The organism is Pseudomonas sp. PA-5-4B (genome assembly GCF_021606215.1).
Taxonomy (GTDB): domain Bacteria; phylum Pseudomonadota; class Gammaproteobacteria; order Pseudomonadales; family Pseudomonadaceae; genus Aquipseudomonas; species Aquipseudomonas edaphica.
Genome location: NZ_WKDB01000050.1, coordinates 33,715 through 50,946 on the forward strand (window position 1 = coordinate 33,715; position 17,232 = coordinate 50,946).

At 61.1% G+C, this 17,232-nt stretch carries 14 protein-coding genes; 4 read left to right on the top strand and 10 right to left on the bottom strand.

Translation table 11 applies throughout. The features are described 5' to 3' along the window. Positions 1–19: 19 nt before the first annotated feature. Both GIW28_RS21965 and GIW28_RS21970 read right to left on the bottom strand, forming a co-directional pair. Positions 20–2,542, bottom strand: coding sequence for a CS1-pili formation C-terminal domain-containing protein (locus GIW28_RS21965; RefSeq protein WP_176991320.1), 2,523 nt, complete (start codon positions 2,540–2,542; stop codon positions 20–22). Between the two features lie 114 nt (positions 2,543–2,656). Further along, the gene (locus GIW28_RS21970; protein ID WP_017136321.1) at positions 2,657–3,157 is read right to left on the bottom strand and encodes a CS1 type fimbrial major subunit; all 501 of its coding nucleotides are present in this window, start codon (positions 3,155–3,157) and stop codon (positions 2,657–2,659) included. Positions 3,158–3,640: 483 nt separating this feature from the next. Here GIW28_RS21970 and GIW28_RS21975 point away from each other — a divergent pair, with 483 nt between their 5' ends. Continuing rightward, positions 3,641–4,150 carry a PadR family transcriptional regulator gene (locus GIW28_RS21975; RefSeq protein ID WP_017136320.1) on the top strand — a complete coding sequence of 170 codons (510 nt, stop codon included), beginning with the start codon at positions 3,641–3,643 and terminating at the stop codon, positions 4,148–4,150. After that, entirely contained in the window at positions 4,147–4,914 is a 768-nt protein-coding gene (locus GIW28_RS21980; protein ID WP_236448254.1) for a siderophore-interacting protein, read from the top strand. Before GIW28_RS21975 ends, GIW28_RS21980 begins: the two co-directional genes overlap by 4 nt. Positions 4,915–5,019: 105 nt before the next feature. Here GIW28_RS21980 and GIW28_RS21985 read toward each other — a convergent pair whose 3' ends face one another. Both GIW28_RS21985 and GIW28_RS21990 read right to left on the bottom strand, forming a co-directional pair. Further along, the gene (locus GIW28_RS21985; protein ID WP_236459057.1) at positions 5,020–5,646 is read right to left on the bottom strand and encodes a Pr6Pr family membrane protein; all 627 of its coding nucleotides are present in this window, start codon (positions 5,644–5,646) and stop codon (positions 5,020–5,022) included. A gap of 4 nt (positions 5,647–5,650) precedes the next feature. Then, positions 5,651–5,884 (bottom strand): VF530 family DNA-binding protein, encoded by a 234-nt coding sequence (locus tag GIW28_RS21990; protein WP_010212838.1) that lies wholly within the window; start codon positions 5,882–5,884, stop codon positions 5,651–5,653. Between the two features lie 204 nt (positions 5,885–6,088). Here GIW28_RS21990 and GIW28_RS21995 point away from each other — a divergent pair, with 204 nt between their 5' ends. Together GIW28_RS21995 and GIW28_RS22000 are read left to right on the top strand one after the other, a co-directional pair. After that, a complete protein-coding gene (locus tag GIW28_RS21995) occupies positions 6,089–8,107 on the top strand; it encodes a TonB-dependent receptor (RefSeq protein WP_099548494.1) in 2,019 nt (672 codons plus the stop codon). A gap of 470 nt (positions 8,108–8,577) precedes the next feature. Next, the gene (locus GIW28_RS22000) at positions 8,578–10,995 is read left to right on the top strand and encodes a glucose/quinate/shikimate family membrane-bound PQQ-dependent dehydrogenase (protein ID WP_236447747.1); all 2,418 of its coding nucleotides are present in this window, start codon (positions 8,578–8,580) and stop codon (positions 10,993–10,995) included. Positions 10,996–11,158: 163 nt separating this feature from the next. Here GIW28_RS22000 and GIW28_RS22005 read toward each other — a convergent pair whose 3' ends face one another. The 6 genes from GIW28_RS22005 to GIW28_RS22030 form a co-directional block, all read right to left on the bottom strand. Beyond that, positions 11,159–13,495, bottom strand: a complete 2,337-nt coding sequence (locus GIW28_RS22005; RefSeq protein WP_099548492.1) for a putative bifunctional diguanylate cyclase/phosphodiesterase — start codon at positions 13,493–13,495, stop codon at positions 11,159–11,161. Positions 13,496–13,744: 249 nt separating this feature from the next. Continuing rightward, positions 13,745–14,920 carry an ABC transporter substrate-binding protein gene (locus GIW28_RS22010; protein ID WP_017136314.1) on the bottom strand — a complete coding sequence of 392 codons (1,176 nt, stop codon included), beginning with the start codon at positions 14,918–14,920 and terminating at the stop codon, positions 13,745–13,747. Then, positions 14,917–15,891 carry a CobW family GTP-binding protein gene (locus GIW28_RS22015; RefSeq protein WP_169985294.1) on the bottom strand — a complete coding sequence of 325 codons (975 nt, stop codon included), beginning with the start codon at positions 15,889–15,891 and terminating at the stop codon, positions 14,917–14,919. The genes GIW28_RS22010 and GIW28_RS22015 overlap by 4 nt, the downstream gene beginning before the upstream one ends. Further along, complete coding sequence (locus GIW28_RS22020; protein ID WP_017136312.1) at positions 15,888–16,184, bottom strand: hypothetical protein; 297 nt, start codon at positions 16,182–16,184, stop codon at positions 15,888–15,890. The genes GIW28_RS22015 and GIW28_RS22020 overlap by 4 nt, the downstream gene beginning before the upstream one ends. 13 nt (positions 16,185–16,197) lie before the next feature. Next, on the bottom strand, positions 16,198–16,947 hold the full coding sequence (locus GIW28_RS22025) for an SDR family NAD(P)-dependent oxidoreductase (RefSeq protein ID WP_236447746.1): 750 nt from the start codon (positions 16,945–16,947) through the stop codon (positions 16,198–16,200). A 135-nt stretch (positions 16,948–17,082) separates the two neighbouring features. After that, positions 17,083–17,232 (bottom strand): SDR family oxidoreductase (locus GIW28_RS22030; protein ID WP_236490413.1); only part of this gene is annotated, 150 nt, incomplete at its 5' end.

The window sequence follows — 17,232 nt, forward strand, 5'->3', positions numbered from 1 at the left end:
AAAAATCCAGTCCATGCCATCAACCAGCGGTTTCGGCGTTGTGGGTTGCTTCTGCCAGGGTGTCCTTGGTGCAGCGCAAATCGCCGATCATCAACACATCGCTTTCACTCGGCGCATTGGCAGGGTCCAGGCGGAACTGACAGAGCAATTGGTTCTGGTAGCGCACTTGCAAGGTCGGTGAACTGGCGCTCATTTCCATCGAGAAGAACCCGTCGACTTCGCTGACCCCACGGCTGGCGTGGTTGATCACGTGATGGCCCTTGAGCGGTGCACCACGCTCATCCAACAACCGGCCGAGCACGGTGACGGTTTTCATCACGGTGATTTTCCGGTAGTCGACCCCGCCCTTGTTCAGGTGATAACTGGCGCGGGTCGGCTGGATATTCGCCGCAGGCGGGTGATTACCTTCAAAGTCGAAGCTCACGCTGCTGCTCTTGTAGGCTGAGACCGGCACGTAGTTGCGCCCCGGCCGCAAGATCGCGCCGCCACCGCCGAGGTCGTCGGCACGCAGGGCGATTTCGTCGAGGTCGGTTTCCACGTCGATGATCATGCCCGCACCGTTGCCCTGGTACTGGCTGCTCAGCAGCATCTGGCCGGCGCCGGCAACGAAGGTGCTGTTGAGGTTCAAGCCACCGCTCAGGTCGCCGTTGAACGAGCTGCGTTGCACAAACCCGTCACCGCTGACCGCGTCCGTATTGAAGCTGGCCATGCCCGACAGGCCGACGCCGTAGGTGTCGGTGATCGCCGTGGCCGAGACGCTTTGCAGCAAGTGGTCGGTGAGGTCCTGGCGCAAAGTCACCGAAGCGTTGTTGTCACGCCCACCGTCACGGGCAGTACGGGTGCCGATGCTGCCGGAAATCTGCCGGCCTTCGGTGCCCAGGTTGACGCTGACGCTCACGTCCACGCCGCGGTTGCGCGCGTCGTTGGTGCCGGCGCTGCCGGGCCGGTCGAACACCGAGAAGCGCCAGTTGGCGTCACTGCCGAACAGGTTGTCGTGGCGGCTCCAACCCAGGTCGACGCCGGCCCCCTCCACATTGCCTTCGCTGTGGGACAGGCGCATGTTCAGGGTGTTTTTCGCATCCAGCCGGTGGTTGACCGACAACGCCGTGTTGCTGGCTTCACCGACGAAGGTGTTGCGCCGCAGGCGTGTGCCATCGGGCAGAGTCTCGTAGGTGTCGCGGGTGTCGAGCCAACTGCGGTTATGGCTGAACACCAGGTTGGTCGCGCCCAGGGTATAGAGCCCTTGCAGGTCCATGCCGGTGCCGTGTTCCTGGGTCTGGTAGAGGTTGGCATACAGGCTGGTATTGTTGGCCACCGTCCAGTCCGCCGAGCCACCGTATTGCAGCTGCTCGCGCACCTGACGGGCCGACAGGCCGAGGATCACGCGCGGGTGTACCAGATAGTTGAGCGACGCACCGGCCGTCACCGCGCCGGAAGCTTGTTCTTCCCAGTTGCTGAACAACTTGGTCTCGCGCCCGGCGAAAAGGTTATAGCGCCAGCGGTCTTCGGCGTTGCGCCAGTTGCTGGGTTTGTAGACCAGCTCCTGGGTGGTGCTGGTGGTCAGGCCGTCTTCGATAAGGCGCACTTCCACTTCATAGATGCCGCCGGGCAAGGGCCGGGTGTCCAGGGTTTGCAGGCCGGCCGCAACGGCCTGGGTGTTAATCAACAGGCCATTACGGTAAATCTCCACCGCCGCCTGGCGGTTGGCGGTGACATAGATCGGGTACACGCTGGGCTTGGCGTTGTTGATGGCCAGGCTGTCGGAGCTGCCATACATCAGGCCCAGCGCCGTATCGGGGCTGGCGCCGAAGCTGCGCAGTTGGCGGGTCAGGCCATCGGAATTGGGGGTGAAGTGGCCCAGGCGGAAAAACTGCCCTTCGAGTTCTCGCTGGGTATACAGCTCATGGATCGCGTGGCGCATGGGCTCGTCATCGCCGCTCTGGCGCGCCAGCTGCAGGTTGAACACCTGACTCCAGTTACCCAGACTGGAACTGGCTTGCAAACCATAGCGTCCACCGAGGCTGTCCTCTTGGCTGCCATTAAGGTTGAGCTGGTTGTTGATGATCAAGCCGAGGCTGCCACCTTCGGGCTGCTCATGGAAACGCGGGATGTCGCCACTCAGTTCGACGTCTTGGGTGAGGATCGACAGCTGGGAGCTTTCCAGGTTGTAGAAGGCCGAGAGCATTTTCTGCGGGCAGGACTGGGTACAAGCACCCAATGACACGCCTTTTTCCAGCAGCGCTTGCCAGGTGTCGCGGGTGGCGGCCGGGACTTTGCTGTCGGCGGTGTCGGTAAATTCAAGCAAGGTGACACGGTCATCGCGGGACAAAACAATCAGCGCCTCGCCCAACAGTTGCTGGTCAAGGTCCACACGTACCGCCAACGGCACCTCGAAAAAATGATCAGTAAAACCAGCGGGCAAGCCTTGCGCCTGAGTAATCAGACTGCCGGGGGTTGAAGCACCGGAAGAAGCAGGTGCAGCCAGGGCACTCGTACACATCAGCAGCGCTAGCGCAGCCGCGATAGGCGTCATCGGAAACATGAACGGAACACTCTGAATGCCAGAAGACTGGAGAGAAAATCAGGCCGGCGGACCGAGGAGGGAAGTCAGCCGACCTGCAAGCAGATGCCCGTGATTAACGGACACGCATTGGCCTTATGGGGTGACTGGCAGTACCGCGTCGAACACTACCGGGATCGTGGTTGTGTAGGAGCCACGCTGAGTGGCCGTAGGCTTGGCCGCGGCGATGTGCATTTCCGCCCCAATACCCGGGGTGGAGTCGGCTTCGTTGACCACTTCCTGAGGGCTGCCGCTCAAGATCACACCATTGAAGGTGGTGGTGACCGGGATGTTTTGCGCGGCATCACCGTTGAACAGTACGGCCGGGCCACCTTCGATGTAGGCAGCAACCGAACCGTTGGTGTTCTTGACGTCGTAGGTGGCCCTCAACGAAGCAAGCTCACCGCTGACCAGGTTGTAGGTCATGGTTTCGTCACGACCCCAGTTCGGATCACGCGGTTGTGCGTGGAACACGGTGGTCGGGATGTTTGCCTTGATATTGACGGTGTGGCTGGCTTCACCGGCAGCAGTAGCTGTTACCGAGGAAGACAGTGCCAGAACAGCCAGGGGAACAGCGACAGCAAACTTCTTGAACATGATCAATACCTGTAGTTATCAACATTGATTGATTCGTCGCCAAGCAACTTCTCAACAACGAATAACGCAGACGGTTAGTTGAACCGAACAACGCCAAGCAATGATCAATTCAAATCAACAACAGGTATGCAGGTCGCTTCCCACGGCCAAGTAGCCTTTAGAAACAAGGGGCGAACGAAAAGTATGGCACTTTGCCAAAACTTTAAAAATAGCCGTAAGAATCAGCCTACTTGAACATAAGTGTCATAACGGGAAGTGACTGTAAGAGCAATACTACACGCACAAGCGCTGCTATAAAGAGCAACCTGTTAACGCGCCTGTTCGAGCACAAACTCTAATTAAAGTTATAACTCTAAATACTTTTATCGTCCATGCCCCTCGAGCGTGAGCCGCTTGACGCTGCTCACGACCGTTGGTCGTCTCGGGCTACCGTCACCATAAGATATATCTTAAGTTATATCTAAATAGGACGGAGGACAGACCATGCGACACGAGCATCGCAGTGAATTTGAAAAACGCGGCGGCCGCGGCCCTCGGGTATTTGCCCCTGGCGACCTGAAACTGCTGCTACCGGCCTTGATCGCCGAGCAGCCCTGCCATGGCTATGACCTGATCCGCCAGATCGAAAGCCTGTTCGACGGCGCCTACAGCCCCAGCCCCGGTGTGATCTACCCCACGCTGACCTTTCTGGAAGAGAGCGAGTTGATCAGCGGCGACGCCGAGAATGGAAAAAAACGCTACACAATCACCGACGCCGGTCGTCTCTTCTTAAGCGAGCAAGCCGTTGCCCTGGAAGGCGTGCGCATGCGCATTGATGTCAGCAAGCGCTCGCTGCGTGGCCACGACCGCCCACCCGAGATTCACGAGGCGGTGCATAACCTGCGCCACGCCTTGCATTCGCACCACGGGCGCTGGAGCCCGGAAGAAATCGTTCGTGTCGCGGCGCTGCTCAACGGCACCGCTCAAGCCATTGCCGACGGGAAAAACCAATGAATACTCAAGCTATCCATCGCGTTACCCACGAAATCAAACGCCGCCGCCTGCAAGTGCTGCGGGTGGTCGACATCACCCCACGCATGCGCCGCGTCACCTTGGGCGGGCCGGAACTGGCAGGTTTTATCAGCCTGGGCAGTGACGACCACATCAAACTGCTGTTCCCGCAAAACGCCGCCGAGCAGGCTGCGCTGGAAAGCCCGACCTTCAAAATCAAGGGCGACGGCCTGCAACCGGCCATGCGCGACTACACGCCACGGCGCTTCGACCTGAGCATCGGCGAGCTGGATATCGACTTCGTGCTGCACGGCGATGGCCCAGCCTCTACCTGGGCCGAACAGGTGCAGGTTGGCCAGTACCTGTACATCGGCGGGCCGCGCGGTTCGATGATCGTGCCGGACATCTTCGACAGCTATTTGCTGATTGGTGATGAAACCGCGATCCCGGCCATCGCCCGTCGCCTGGAAGAATTGCCGGCCGGGCGCAAGGTGTTGACGGTGATTGAAATCGCCAATAGCGCCGAACAGCAGCCACTGACCAGCGCTGCCGATGTAGAGGTGATTTGGGTGGTGCGCGGCCAGGACGACCTGCTGGAGACGGTGCGCAACCTGACCCTGCCGGGCGGTTCGCTGTACAGCTTTGTCGCGACGGAAACCAAACTGTCGCGCCAGCTGCGCCGCGTGTTGCTGGACACGCACCAGGTCAATGAGGAGTTCCTCAAGGCCGTGGGTTACTGGCGTGCCGAGGGCAGCGAAGAAGAATAAAAACTGACGCGATTCAACTGTGGGAGCTGGCTTGCCTGCGATGACAGCAACTCGGTGTACCTGATGTACCGAGGTGCCTGAATCGCAGGCAAGCCAGCTCCCACATTAGTTCGCCGGTGTCTTCAAGATTTTGTCCAACCCCACCACCGCCAACGCAATCCCAACAAACCCCGCCAAAATCCCCCCGGCATTCACAAACACCTGTGGATAACCGAGGCTGTCCACATCGATGAACGGGTACTGATACTGCCCCAGCAAATGCCCGCGCAGCAGCACATAGCCGAAGTACACCAGCGGGTAAATCACCCACCCGCCAATGTGCTTGAAGTGCAACGTGCCCTTGGGCACACACCGCCACCAATAGATCACGAACAGCAGCGGCATCACGTCGTGCAACAACTCGTCGGCGATAAATTGAAAGCCGGTGGGGCTCCACAAATGTCGGAGCAACAGGTTGTAGGCCAGGCTCACGACCACGATGCTCGCGGCAATACCGCTACTGACAGCGGGCGCCAGGAAGAAACGTTTTACCGCCGACTCGCGATTGACCAGCGCATAGCTCAACACCACGACCACCAGGGTGTTGGTCAGCACCGTGAAGAAACTGAAAAAGTTGATCAGCCCGCCCAACAGGCTCGCGCCGGCCTCCCAGCGCGAATAGAAAATCAAGTATTGCTGAATCGCCAGCCCTGTCCAGCCAGCCAGCGCCGCCGTGGCCACATACCGCTTCATGGCCTCAATCCAGCGGGCGTTTGGTACGCATCAGCTTGACGTACAAACCTTCGACTTTCTCCCGCGCCCACGGCGTTTTGCGCAGGAAGGTCAGGCTCGACTTGATGCTTGGGTCGCTCTTGAAACAGCGCACATCAATGCGTTCGGCCAGACCGCTCCATTCGTAGTGTTCCACCAGGGTGGTGAGGACGTGCTGCAGGGTCACGCCGTGAAGTGGGTCGTTGCTTGTCGCGGTCATGCCAGGCCTTTTGCAAAAAGAGGAAACACAGCCGCGCACCTTAGCCGACGGGGCGTAGAGGTGGAAGCACTGCATTGAATATAGCCCCTGGAAAAAAGTTCCCCTTTTCAGGCAAAAAAGTGATGTTATATTGTAACGATACTTATCAAAATCGATACCGTTTTAAGCCTTCTCTTTTCTGCGCCTTTTACCAAGGAATGTTTGATGTCCCTCTCTACTCTGTGGCGCTTGACCCCGCTTGCCGCCGCCCTGTTGATCGGCTCCGAAGCCCACGCCCTGGAACTGCAACCCCAAGTCATTACCGGCAACCCCTTGGGCAGCGAACAACTCGCCTCGCCCACCACGGTGCTGGAAGGCGATGACCTGACCCTGCAACAAAAAGGCAGCCTCGGCGAAACCCTGAATAAGCAGCCAGGCGTGTCGTCGTCGTACTTTGGCCCAGGTGCCAGCCGCCCGATCATTCGTGGCCAGGATGGCGACCGCATTCGCATCCTGCGCAACGGCGTGGGTGCACTGGATGCCTCGTCGCTGTCCTATGACCACGCCGTGCCCCTGGACCCGATCAACGTCGACCGCATCGAAATCGTACGTGGCCCGGCAGCCTTGCTCTACGGCGGCAGCGCCATCGGTGGTGTGGTCAACACCTTCGACAACCGTATTCCCACAGAAGCCATCGAAGGCATCCACGGTGCCGGTGAACTGCGCTACGGCGGCGCCGACACCACCCGCAGCAGCGCCGGTAAACTGGAAGCCGGCAACGGCACCTTCGCCTTGCACCTGGACGCGAACGCGCGGGAATTCAACGACCTCAAAATCCCAGGCCAGGCCCGCAGCCGCCATGCCCCGGAGACCGAGGATGGCCCCGGCAAAAATGGTCGACTGGGCAACAGCGACGGGCGTCAGGATGGCGGCGCGGTCGGCGGTTCCTACACCTGGGACGACGGTTATGCCGGGCTGTCCTACAGCAACTATGACAGCAACTACGGTTCACCCGCCGAGCAAGATGTGCGCATCCGCATGAAGCAGGATCACTACGCCTTTGCGTCCGAGATCCGCAACCTGCAAGGCCCGTTTAGCTCGGTGAAACTTGACGCGGGCTACACCGATTACGAGCACCGTGAAATCGAAGGCGGCGAAACCGGCACCATTTTCAAGAACAAGGGCTATGAAGCCCGCGTTGAAGCGCGCCACCAGCCGCTCGGCCCGTTCGAGGGTGTGGTCGGCGCCCAAGTGACGCGCAATGAGTTCTCGGCACTGGGTGAAGAGGCCTTTGTACCGCAGACCGACACCAACGCCGGCGCGCTGTTTATTCTCGAAGAGATGCAGGCCACCGAGCGTCTCAAGCTCAGCCTTGGCGGGCGTGTGGAACACACCAATGTCGACCCGAATGCCAAGGGTAATGCGCGCTTTGCCGGTGCCGATAAATCCAATGACTTTACCGCCGGCAGCCTGTCGTCCGGCGCGGTATACAGCCTCACGCCGGTCTGGTCGCTGGCCGCGACACTGGGCTACACCGAGCGCGCACCGACTTTCTACGAGCTGTACGCCAACGGCGCCCACGTCGCCACCGGCACTTACGAGTTGGGTGACGCCAACCTGAAGAAAGAGAAAGCCGTGTCCAGCGACCTGGCACTGCGCTTTGACAACGGCACGCACAAAGGCAGTTTCGGCGTGTTCTATAGTCGCTTCTCCAACTACATCGGTTTACTGGGCACAGGGCGCACGCTGAACGATGAAGGCGAAGAAGACGCGGGCGGTATCCCGGAATACAAATATTCCGGTGTACGCGCACGTTTCGCCGGCTTCGAAGCCCAGGATCACTGGAAGTTGGGCGAAAGCGCCTACGGCAAGTTCGCCCTGGAGCTGTCGGGCGATTACACCCGCGCCACCAACCTGGACACGGGCGAAGCCTTGCCGCGTATTGCGCCTCTGCGCTTGAACAGCGGCTTACTGTGGGAACTGGACCGCTGGCAGGCGCGGATCGACGTGGAACACGCCGCAGGCCAAGGGCGTGTGCCGGATAACGAAAGCGGCACCGACGGCTACACCACCTTGGGCGCCAGCGCCGGTTATCACTTCAATGTGGGTGGCAGCCAGTGGTTGGCGTTCGTCAATGGCGAAAACCTCACCAACCAGACCGTGCGCTATGCCAGTTCGATCCTGCGCGATATCGCCCCGGCGCCTGGGCGCAGCGTGCAGTTCGGCGTGCGCACCACCTTCTAAACAGCAGCACAATCCTCCTGTAGTAACCGGCTTCTGTGGGAGCCGGGCTTGCCCGCGATAGCATCACCGCAGTTTCCCTGGGGTACCGAGGTGACGCTATCGCAGGCAAGCCAGCTCCCACAGAAGCCAGGCTTTACAGGCATTCTTGCAGCGACGTTCTGTCACTGTTACCAGATCTGAAATGATGCATCTCTCTAATTACGCTTTCTCAAAATGAGAAGGCGCTTTATCCTTGCCGCAACAAACTGAAACGTTTCACGCCTGCGGTCGATCCCATCTTGCCGAATGTTCCCTGCCTTAAAGACAGCGCTGTCTTAAACCGACCCGCGCGTGGGGTTCAATCGCCCGCCTGTGGATAACCGACTTATCCCCAGAAAAACCCAATTTAACGCTGAACCAAGCCCGCGCCGAATCGTCATCTACAGTGAAGCACGGGGTTACATAATTCCAACGTCACGGAGAAACACACTATGAGCACTGATGGTGCTTCAAGCCCAAGCCGCCTGCTGCCCAGGCTGCTAGGCGTCTTGCTGCTGATCATGGGGCTGGCCTTGCTGGCTGGCGGCGTCAAGCTGAGCATGCTCGGCGGGTCGCTGTACTACCTGCTGGCCGGTATCGGCATCGCCCTCACCGGCGTGTTGCTGCTGGCCACCCGCCGCGCAGCGCTGGGCCTGTACGCACTGGTGCTGTTCGCCAGTACCGTGTGGGCACTGTGGGAAGTCGGCCTGGACTGGTGGCAATTGGTGCCGCGCCTGGCCCTGCTGTTCGCCTTGGGCATCGTCTTGCTGCTGCCGTGGTTTCGCCGTCCGTTGCTGCGTGGCCAACCCGCGCCGCTGGGCACTGGCGCGCTGAGCGTAGCCGTGGTGCTGGCGGGCGCTGCCGCCCTGGCCAGCCAATTCACCAACCCGGGTGAGATGGTCAAGACCGGCCAACTGGACCGCGACGCCGCGCCTGGCATGGCCAGCGCTGCACCGGCCCAGGCTGATGGCGACTGGAATTCCTATGGCCGCTCGGCCTTCGGTGATCGTTACTCGCCTCTGGCGCAGATCACCCCGGAAAACGCCCACAAGCTGGTGCCGGCGTGGACCTATCGCACCGGTGACATCCCTGGCCCAGGCGATCCCGGTGAAACCACCGCAGAAAACACCCCGCTGAAAGTCAACGGCATGCTCTATGTGTGCACGCCGCACAGCCAGGTGATTGCCCTGGACCCGGACACCGGCAAGGAAATCTGGCGTTTCGACCCGAAGATCAGCAGCCAGGGTGCCGCGAACTTCAAAGGTTGGGCGCACATGACCTGCCGTGGCGTGTCGTATCACGATGACGCCGTCTACGCTTCCGCGCAAAGCCCTACCGGCAGCGCCAGCACTGCACCTGTCAGCGCTGTCTGCCCTAAACGCATCTTCGTGCCGACTGCCGACACCCGCCTGATCGCGCTCGACGCCGACACCGGCAAGATGTGCGAAGACTTCGGTGACAAAGGCCAGGTCGACCTGCGTGCCAACATCGGCAGCTTCGCTCCAGGCGGTTACTACTCCACCTCGCCACCGGCCGTGACCAAGAACCTGGTCGTGATCGGCGGTCACGTGACCGACAACGTCTCCACCGACGAGCCTAGCGGCGTGATCCGCGCGTTCGACGTACACACCGGCAAACTGGTGTGGAACTGGGACAGCGGCAACCCGGACGACACCACGCCGTTGGCCGAGGGCAAGACTTACACCCGCAACTCGCCGAACATGTGGTCCATGTTCAGCGTCGATGAAAAACTCGGCATGCTCTACCTGCCGATGGGCAACCAGATGCCTGACCAATACGGCGGCGACCGTACCGAAGACTCGGAAAAATACAGCGCCGGCCTGACCGCTCTGGACATCGACAGCGGCCACGTGAAGTGGACCTTCCAGTTCACTCACCATGACCTTTGGGACATGGACGTGGGCGGCCAGCCTTCGCTGATCGACATCAAGACCGCTGACGGCGTCAAGCCAGCAGTCATGGCCTCGACCAAGCAAGGCAGCATCTACGTGCTGGACCGCAGCAACGGCAAGCCGGTGGTGCCGATCAACGAAATCCCTGTACCGCAAGGCGCAGTAGCCGGTGATCACACCTCGCCGACCCAGCCGAAGTCCGACCTCAACTTCATGCCGCCGCCGTTGAAAGAACGCGACATGTGGGGCGTGACCCCGTTTGACCAGATGCTGTGCCGTATCGATTTCAAATCCATGCGCTACGACGGCCCATTCACCCCGCCATCGCTGCAAGGCTCGATCGTTTACCCGGGTAACTTCGGCGTATTCGACTGGGGCGGTATCTCGGTTGACCCGGTTCGCCAGATCGCTTTCGTGAACCCAAGCTACATGGCGTTCAAATCGAAACTGATCCCGGCGGCCGAAATTGCCAAGCAAGGCCCACGCGTCAGCGAAACCGAAGGTGTGCAGCCGAACAAAGGCGCGCCGTATGGCGTGATCCTCGAAGCACTGCTGTCGCCTTTGGGCCTGCCGTGCCAGGCGCCAGCGTGGGGTTATGTGGCGGCGGTCGATCTGACCAACCACCAGACCATCTGGATGCACAAGAACGGCACCGTGCGCGACAGCTCGCCGGTTCCGATCCCGCTGACCATGGGCGTGCCTAGCCTGGGCGGTACGTTCACCACCGCCGGTGGCGTCGCGTTCCTCAGCGGCACCCTCGACCAGTACCTGCGTGCCTATGACGTGAAAAACGGCAAGCAACTGTGGGAAGGCCGCCTGCCTGCAGGCGCGCAGACCACACCGATGACTTACACCGGCAAGGACGGCAAGCAGTACGTGCTGGTCATGGCCGGCGGTCACGGCTCGCTGGGCACCAAACAGGGTGACTATGTGATGGCGTTCAAACTGCCGGATTAAGCTGAACCGGCGGTAAAACAAAGGCGGCTACCTGATGGGTAGCCGCCTTTTTTATGCCCTGCTGGAAACCATTTTGACCGAGCACGGCTTCAACACTCAGGTCGTCTGCCCAACCGCCATCGCAGGCAAGCCAGCTCCCACAGGAATGCCTGGAGATCACGATTTACAACACCATCCGCTCGCGCCGCATCCACATTTCAAATGCCATGGCATTCAACGGCCGACTGATCAAGTACCCCTGCGCCGTGTCGCACTTCCACTGCCTGAGCAACTTCAGGCTGGGCTCAAACTCCACGCCCTCTGCCACCACCTTGAGCCCCAGGTTGTGGCTCATTTCAATGGTCGAACGCACGATCACACCGTCGCCACTGGCGCTGTCGAGGTTGCGGATAAACGACTGGTCGATCTTCAATTCCTGCACCGGCAAACGCTGCAATTGGGCCAGCGATGAATAGCCTGTGCCGAAGTCATCCACCGACAGGCTGATGCCGCAGCCACGCAGTTGCTCCAGCACACTGAGGGCCTGTTGCGGGTTATGCATGATCGCGCTTTCGGTGATCTCGAAAATCAGTTGGTCGGCCGAGACCTTGTACTGCATCAACAAGGCGGTGACGCGTATGGCCAAGTCATCATCAGCCAAATCATCCACCGAGATATTGACCGAGAGTTGCAGGTGCAAACCCCGTTGCGCCCACTCGGCCATTTGGCGGATGGCTTCCTCGATTGCCCACAAGGTCAGGCTGCCCATGCTGCCGGTGCGCTCGGCCAATGGAATGAATTCGGTGGGCGACACCTGCCCAAGGGTCGGATGCTGCCAGCGCAGCAAGGCTTCTGCCTGACGCACATGGCCGTGCCTGAGGTCGAGCTTGGGCTGGTAACACAGGAACAATTCGCCCTCGACCACCGCCCGGCGCAGGTCGCGGATCAGGGTGATCTGGCGCTGGTGTGCAAGGTCGCGGTCTTGCTGGTAGATCTGCAAATGCCCCGGCAGGCTCGCCGCATCATGCCGGGCAATGGCCGCGCGGCTGATCAACTCTTCGACCTGTTGGCCGTCGGTGGGGTACGCGGCGATGCCGATGCTGACTTCATGGCGCACTTCGTCATTGCCGATACGCTGGGGTTCGGTAAGCAGCCCGTAAAGGCGATCGGCGCGGGCCACGGCGCGGTCGATCTCGGTGTTTTCCAGCAACAGCAGGAACTCACTGCCAGCGATGCGCGCCGCGGTGTCGCTGGCCAACAGGCTCATGGACAAACACCGGCTGGCTTCACGCAGCATTTCTTCGACGCCCTGAGGGCCAAACCCTTCGTTGATCACCCGGTAGTTTTCGATCCCCACGTACAGCAACACCACTGGCCGCCGCGCACTGATCGCACTGCCCAGGCGCTCCATGGCCAAGGCGCGGTTGGGTAAGCCGGTGAGCGGATCATGCAAGGCGTTATGCGCCAGTTGCCGCTCGCGCACGGCGATGCCGCTTTGCATGGCGTTGAAGGCACGGGCCAGCAAGCCGAATTCGTCATGACTGCGCACCCGCACTGGCGTGCGGTAGTCACCGGCGCCAATGCGTTCAGCGGCCTCCACCAAGGCAGTGAGCGGGCGCGACACACGGCGCGCCAGCAACAACGCCGCCGCCAATGACACCAGCAGCACCGCCAGGGCAATCCCGAGGAACTGCCGGTCCAGCGGCGCAAAGGATTCCAGCGCATGGTCCAGCGGGCTTTGCAGCAACACGCGTACTTGATCGCCATCGCCGGTATTGGCCAGCGGCAGCACCTGGCTCAGTGCACGTTGCCCGTGAAACACATTGATCTGCGCCTCAGGGTTGGGAGGGCTTTCGCGCATCAGGCTGATGACGGTGTCTTGATAGGCTTCAGGCTGGGTGCTGAACAACTGGCCGACAAGGCCGTCCTGCTCACCAAGGAACGACACTTCAAGGTTGCTCATGGAGCGCAATTCATTGGCGAACAACTTGTCCATGGGGAAACCCATGACCACGCGGGCAATGGGCTCCGGGTCGAGTACTTCATCCTGCACCAGCAAATACGGCTGCCCGTCCATGGCGACGATGAACATTTGCTGGCCACTGCGCCGCGCATGGCGCAAGGCCTGCTCATAAGGAAACACCGCGCCCTGTACCAACACCGGCAAGGTGCTGATCATCACCTTGCCATCCAGGTCGAGGACAAACACCTCGGTGGAGTGGATACCGGTGCCATGCCGGCGCAGCGCAGTCAGGATCGAATCAGCCTTGGCGTCGATCACTGCGTGTTTGAAAGGGCCGTCCGCCGTCAGCCAGTCCAGGCCGTATTGCAGGCGACGCCCGCGCAGGTCCAACAGGCGCTCAAAGACCTGGATGCCGGTACTGAGCTGAACCTGGGCCTGGTTCTCCACGGCACGAGTGGTAGCAGCCTTGACTGCAAAGTAAGTGGCCGCCACCACCACCAGCAACAACAGCGCCAGCACCCCGGCGATACGGGTCTGGAACGTGTGGCGCCACTGCATGGCCGAACCCTGCGGCCGCGTTCGCCTCTCTGTGCCACTGGGTTCCTTGGTCATACGCATCCCTGACGAAGCTGATCTGGCGTCAAAAAAACATCCATTTAAACTGAATATTTGGTTTTAGCAGATTAGCTGGGACTTGGGATAAGTACACCCAATTGGAGCGGGGACTTTAATGTCATTTTATTGGCGGTAAAGGCGTGCGTAGCGTCCGGGACGGCACTCCCACGCGGAGCGTGGGAAATATCCGGCTTAAATGCTGCGCGCGCGCATAAAGTCCCCCCAACGGCGCACCAGGTAGTTGTGCTCATCCATCACCGAGTTCCACACCGCGATATGCCCCATGCGTTGCTCGTAGGAACCGCCATCGCGCACGTCACCGATGTCGATCAACGGCAACCCATCGCTGCCCGGCAACTCCTCGCGGGCCGGAAGGCCCGCGTACCAGTAATCCCACTCGGCGCTGCTCAAATGGTCGCGGGTGCGCGCCGGGTTGCCGATGTAGTAACCCTGGCGCGCCATCACCGCGCCCGGCCAGCCGGACAACCACCAATTGAGATAGGCATACGCCGCATCCAACACCGGGCCTTGGGCATGGCGTGACAACGACAAGCCGCCAAACCAGGCGCGATAGCCTTCACGCGGCACCGCCAACCGGTACTTCACCCCCGCACGGTGCAGGCGCATCAAGGTCGGCGACCACAGGCTCTGGATATCGATGCTTGGGCTGAGCATCAACTGCGCGGCTTCTTCATCATCGGACCAGAACGCGGCGAAGTGCCCTTCCTTCTGCTTGCGCACCAGGATGTCGGCCAGCACATCGATCTCTTCGATGCTCATGTTGCCGATGTCCTTGAACTGCGCCAGCCCCGCGCCTTGCACGGCCAGCGCGGCATCCAGCGCGCCAATCGCCGCGTCACTTTGCAACGCGGTACGCGCGCGCCAGGCCGGGTCGAGCAGCCAGCCCCAGCTTTCATTGCCGTGGCTGAAGCCATCGGGCAAACGCTCGGGGCGGTAGGCAAAACTATCGGCGTTGTGGGTCAGCGGCAGCATGCTGATGCGCTCGGTCACCGTGCTGCCGAGGCTGCCGTCGTGCTGCACGAACAGGCGCTCACTGGGCACGCTGCCGCTGCCCAGGCGGTCGCTGGCCGACAGCCGGCCGCGCTTGGGCAGGTCATTGATCTCATGCCACAACGCAATACGCCGTGTGTCGATGGGCTGGATCGCCCGCGCCGGCCATACGAAGTCGACGTTGTGAAACCACTGGTCGTACAGGTCGTAACTCTCGGGTTGCATCACCGCAATGCGCTGGGCCTGCTCCACATCGTGTACCTGGTACACCAGGCGAATGCCCAGCTCTTGCTCGGCGCGCACGCGCAGGCATTCCAGCAAGGTCACGGAAGTGCCGAGGACACGCAATGTGATCATGCCGCGAACCGCCGTGAGAACACGTCAAAGGAGCGCTGCAACAGCGCCGGGTCGAGACCGCGCAGGATAAACACCAGGCGTGACTGGCGGTCGGTGCCTGGCCATGCAGGCAAATGCACCGGAGCATGCAGGCAATGCTGCACGCCATGGATAACAATGGGGGCCGAGCTTGCGTTCACGTTAAGCAGTCCTTTGACGCGAAGGATTCGTTCGCCGTGGCATCTTAACAGCATCGACAACCACACCCCGAAGCCCACCCAATCCAGCGGCTGCTCAAAGGTCAGGCAGCAGACTTGGGCAGCGCCGTGGCTCGCCGTGGTGGTGTGGTGCAGTTGCCAGCGGCTGACTTCAACCGAAGGCTCGGCGCTGCGCAACCCCTCACCGAGCAACAGTTGGTCGCCGCTGTGAACCGCATGGGTATCGAGGATTGGCGTGCCGGCATTCAATGCCCGCAAGTGCGCCCGTAGCGCGGTGCAATCGCCGGCCAGGTCGGTTTTGCTCAGCAGCAAACGATCCGCCGCCGCCACCTGGGCCAACCATTCCGGGTGCAGGCGCTCTTGCAATTGGGCGTGGCTGGCATCCACCAAGGTGATCACCAGGCCAATGTGAAAACGCCCACGCAGTTGCACATCGTTATTCAGGGTGGCGAGGATCGGCGCCGGGTCGGCCAGGCCGGTGGTTTCCAGGATCACGCGCTTGAACGCCGGGATCTCACCGCGCTCACGGCGTTGCAACAGGCCAAGCAGCGCGTCTTTCAACTCGCCGCGAATCGAGCAGCACACGCAGCCGCTGGGCAGCAACACGGTGTCTGGCGCGACCTCTTCCACCAACAGATGGTCGATGCCGATATCACCGAATTCATTGATCAAGAGGGCCGTATCACCGAGGCTTTCGCCTTGCAGCAAACGCTTGAGCAAGGTGGTTTTGCCGCTGCCGAGAAAGCCGGTGATGACATTAAGGGCGATACTCATGACGACTCCAGATGATCGAGCAAACGCGGGTCCAGCGGGTCCAGCGGGCGCCCGAGCATGGTCTCCGCCGCCTGCCACAGTTGATCCAGGCCACTGGCCAATGCCTGTTTGCCGGTCGCGCCCAACAACAGGTAGGACGCGCCCTGGAAGTCTTCGACCTTGAGTCGGAACACCGCCAGCACTTGATTGATCGCCGCAATGCGGCGCAGACGCTCACGGCGCCTGGGCAGTTCATCGCCCAAGGGGTCGCTCCAGTGCAAGTCTTCGCCGAGCAAGCCGCAGAGTCCGCACATGGTTACACCTCACTCATGGCATGACATCGCCGGAATTCGGGCCGAGTGTCTGGCCGACAAACAGGTTGCCACCCGGCTCGCTGGCGAGCAGTACGGCGGTCGGCGCCACTTCATCGGCCTGGCCAAAGCGGCCCAGGGGCAACTCGGCGGCTTTGGCGCGCTTCCAGTCTTCGCTGATGCCGCCCACCAACGGCGTCTCGATCGGGCCGGGCGCAATGGCATTGACCAGCACGTTGTCCTTGGCCACTTCCAGCGCCAGGGATTTGGTAAAGCCGATCACGCCGGCCTTGGCCGCAGCATAGTGGGTCAACTCGGCGCCGCCCTTGATGCCCAGTTGCGAGGCCACATTGATGATGCGGCCCCAGCGCTGCGCGAGCATGTGCGGCAAGGCGCGCTGGCTGGCGACAAACACACTGGTGAGGTCGACGCGCAGCATGTCGTTCCACATTTCGATGGAGAGGTCGACGCAGCGTGCCTGGGTGAGCATGCCGGCATTGTTGACCAGAATGTCGATGCCGCCGAAGTGCTCGACGCAACGGTCGACACTGGCCTGGGCGCCTTCAACGCTGCCGACATCGGCCAGGCATTCGACCACCTCGGCACCGAGGTTGCGGCAGGTGATCGCGGTTTCGGCGAGGCTGGCGGCGTTACGGTCGGCCAGCAGCAGGCGTGCGCCTTCGACGGCATAGGCACGGGCGATGGCGGCACCGATGCCGCTGCCGGCGCCGGTGATTACGGCACGACGGTTAACGAGTTGGGACATACAAGTCTCCTTGGACAAACACAGTTCCAATGTGGGAGCGGGCTTGCTCGCGAATACGGTGGGTCAGTAACACATGCATTGACTGACACGGCGCATTCGCGAGCAAGCCCGCTCCCACATTTGGATTGGATGCATTCAGTCGGGCCAGCGCACGGTTAAACCACCGTCGATGACGATGCTTTGGCCAGTCAAATAGCTCGACGCCTCACTGGTCAAAAACTGCACCAGCGACGCCACCTCATCCGCCCGCCCTACCCGGCCCAACGGAATCGCCCGGGCGGCCTT